The sequence below is a fragment of the Fulvivirga aurantia genome (genome assembly GCF_009711475.1).
Lineage (GTDB): Bacteria > Bacteroidota > Bacteroidia > Cytophagales > Cyclobacteriaceae > Fulvivirga > Fulvivirga aurantia.
The window spans coordinates 1-3,306 of sequence record NZ_SMMD01000496.1 but is presented as its reverse complement, the minus strand read 5'-3'; the positions used below and the strand labels follow the sequence as shown (position 1 = coordinate 3,306).

Below are 3,306 nucleotides of genomic sequence, written 5' to 3'. Positions count from 1 at the left end.
CGTCTGACCACTTTGAGTGGTCTGACGAGTCAGAGTCAATCACATATTTAAAGTTAGTAAGTTGCTTCGCTGCTCTCAGCGTGGCTTATTCATTAAGGACGAAGATTCTATCCCCCCAAAGCAATGAAATCCTTTTTCAAATTAGTATGAAACCCTAAAATCGAAGCGTCATTCTGAGTGCAACGAAGAATCTCGTTCAGGGTATTTCATACCTTTATTCGTTAGTCTTCAAGTCTTACCAAGCCTTGAAGGCTTAACAAGACTGGTCCATAATTTCATTGATTCCATCCCTCAAAGGGATGGAATCAATGTCGATATTTCGCATTACCCCACTCGTCAGACCACTTAGAGTGGTCAGACGAGTCTTAATTTAGTTGCACTCGTCTAACGAGTCAAAACTTGCAACTCTCAAATCAAAATTACACCGTGTTGCCTCTCAAAAACTCATCGATCTTCATGCGCTTTTTACCCTGAATTTGCAGCTCGTGAACATCGATAGCTCCATCTTGAGTAAAGAATTTGATAAAAGTCTTATTGTCTGATTGGTAAGAACCAGGCTCGCCTTTGGTATCTGCTTTACTTACCTTAAAAATTTTAAGGTTTTTATCATTAAGCGTAGTCCAGGCGGCAGGGTATGGAGATAGGCCTCTGATAAAATCATAAACCGTATCAGTTGATTGGTTCCAGTTGATTTCACAGGTTTCTCTGAAAATCTTAGGGGCTTCTTTTATTTCCTGGTCCTCATTTTGAGGTATTTGAGGGTAATCATCAGCGGCAATAGCTTTCACTGTTTTGAGCACAAGCGCAGCACCTTTATTCATCAATCGACCGTAAAGATCACCTACGGTATCATCTTCTTTGATGGGCTCTTTTTCTTGAAAAATGACATTACCCGTGTCGATTTTATGTTTCAAAAAGAATGTAGTAACACCTGTTTCTTTCTCACCATTAATGATCGCCCAGTTGATAGGAGCGGCCCCTCTGTACTGTGGCAACAAGGAAGCATGTAAATTAAAGGTGCCGATTTCCGGCATGTTCCAAACCATTTCTGGCAACATTCTAAAAGCCACTACGATTTGCAGGTTAGCCTCGTAAGATTTAAGCTCTTCGATGAACTCAGGATCTTTAAGGTTGGTAGGCTGAAGGACCGGTATGTCATGTTTTACAGCACTGTCCTTTACAGGAGATGTCGCAAGTTTTTGTCCCCGACCCTTGGGGCGATCAGGAGCGGTGATTACCGCAACCACGTTAAAGCCGTTTTCTACTAAAATCTCTAGGCTGGGTACCGCAAAATCTGGTGTACCCATGTAAATAATTCTTAGGTCCTTCATGTCTGCAAAGATTGCTTATTTGAGGGAGATTTCCGAGTTATAAGCCCCCACTCTTAAAGACCTATAAATGACAATTTGTTAACACAAAAATGAGAACAATCTATTTCTCATGCGTTTATAAGTAAAGCATTCATTGTTTAAACAACAATGTTGATAGTGCTGCTAATCAACATATTCAAACAATCAATAAACTGAGATGAATAAAACAATTTTATTAGATAATAGACCACAAGGCAAACCAAGCCACTCTGATTTTAAATTCGTAGAAAATGATAAACCCTCTCCTAAAGATGGTGAAGTATTATTAAAGACTTGCTACGTATCGGTTGACCCTTATTTGCGTGGTCGCATGATTGATCAGAAATCTTATATCGAGCCTTTTGAGCTTAATAAGCCTTTATCTTCCGGAATTATAGCCGAAGTTGTTGAGTCTAAAATCGATGATTTCAGCAAAGGTGACTATGTATCAGCCATGCTGGATTGGAAGGAATACCAGGTTTCTGACGGACAAAACTTACAAAAAGTAGATCCTGATCAGGCACCACTCTCTACCTATTTGGGTGTGTTGGGCATGACTGGTCTAACCGCTTATTTTGGTCTTACAGATATCGGAAAGCCTAAAGAAGGAGAAACAGTGGTGGTTTCCGGTGCTGCCGGGGCAGTAGGTACGGTAGTTGGTCAAATCGCTAAAATCAAGGGCTGCCGTGTAGTTGGAATTGCAGGGACTGATGAAAAGATCGATATGATCAAAAGTAAGTTTGGTTTTGATGAAGCCGTAAACTACAAAACGACATCAGACATGAAAAAGGCCATTGCAGAAGCTGCTCCTGATGGAGTTGATGTCTATTTTGACAATGTTGGCGGTCCAATCACAGATGCTGTAATGGCAAATATAAACAGACATGGTCGTGTAGTGGCTTGTGGTGCGATATCCACCTACAACGCCACAGAAACTCCAACCGGTCCTCGACTAGAAACCACGCTCATCAAAAAGAGTGTTTTGATGCAAGGTTTTACTGTAGGGAATTATGCCGAAAAATTTAAGGAAGGTGTGCAACAGCTCGCCAGTTGGATGCAGTCTGGTGACCTCACTTACACAGAAACGATGGTAGAGGGGTTTGACAATATTCCACAAGCCTTTATTGATCTTTTTGATGGCAAAAACGAGGGTAAAATGGTCGTGAAGGTCTAGCTCACAAGCAACAAATAGTTTTTAATTATAACCATAAAATATTAGTAGATATGAAATTTTTATTTGTATTAACATCACACGATAAATTGGGAGATACCGGCAATAAGACCGGATTTTGGATCGAAGAATTTGCCGCTCCATATTATTACCTGGCAGATAAGGGTGCAGATATTACGCTGGCATCACCGAAGGGAGGGCAGCCCCCGATAGACCCAACCAGCGACAGTCCCGAAAATCAGACTGAAGCCACTAAGCGGTTTAAAGATGACAAAGCTTTGCAGGAAAAACTGAGTAAGACTACAAAGTTATCTGAGGTAGATGCTGAAGGCTTCGATGCAGTTTTCTACCCAGGAGGGCATGGGCCACTTTGGGACTTGGCCGAAGATAAAGATTCGATCAAATTGCTTCAGTCATTTTATGAAGCTGATAAACCTACCGGATTGGTTTGCCATGCTCCGGCAGCACTTAAAAATGTAAAGATCAGCTCTGGCGAATACCTGGTAAAAGGTAAAAAAGTAACTGGTTTTACGAATAGTGAGGAGGAGGCAGTTGGGCTAACGGATGTGGTGCCTTTTTTGGTAGAAGATATGCTAAAAGAACATGGCGGAACTTACAGTAAGGCTGATGATTGGGCCTCACATGCTGTGAAAGATACCAACTTGGTGACAGGGCAGAACCCCGCATCATCGGAAGCTGTGGCCGAAGAGCTTTATAAGATGTTAAAGAACTAAATAGCATAAAAATAATTGATTCAAAGAGGCCGTCTCAAAAGGTGAGTCATCC

3 protein-coding genes are annotated in these 3,306 nt (G+C 41.4%); 2 read left to right on the top strand and 1 reads right to left on the bottom strand.

The window, feature by feature from the left end; genetic code table 11:
- Window positions 1-419: 419 nt before the first annotated feature.
- Window positions 420-1,331 carry a methionyl-tRNA formyltransferase gene (gene fmt / locus E1176_RS03555; RefSeq protein ID WP_155209198.1) on the bottom strand — a complete coding sequence of 304 codons (912 nt, stop codon included), beginning with the start codon at window positions 1,329-1,331 and terminating at the stop codon, window positions 420-422.
- A gap of 196 nt (window positions 1,332-1,527) precedes the next feature.
- Here fmt and E1176_RS03550 point away from each other — a divergent pair, with 196 nt between their 5' ends.
- Together E1176_RS03550 and E1176_RS03545 are read left to right on the top strand one after the other, a co-directional pair.
- Window positions 1,528-2,523 carry an NADP-dependent oxidoreductase gene (locus E1176_RS03550; protein WP_155209197.1) on the top strand — a complete coding sequence of 332 codons (996 nt, stop codon included), beginning with the start codon at window positions 1,528-1,530 and terminating at the stop codon, window positions 2,521-2,523.
- A gap of 50 nt (window positions 2,524-2,573) precedes the next feature.
- On the top strand, window positions 2,574-3,254 hold the full coding sequence (locus E1176_RS03545; RefSeq protein WP_155209196.1) for a type 1 glutamine amidotransferase domain-containing protein: 681 nt from the start codon (window positions 2,574-2,576) through the stop codon (window positions 3,252-3,254).
- Window positions 3,255-3,306: the final 52 nt, after the last annotated feature.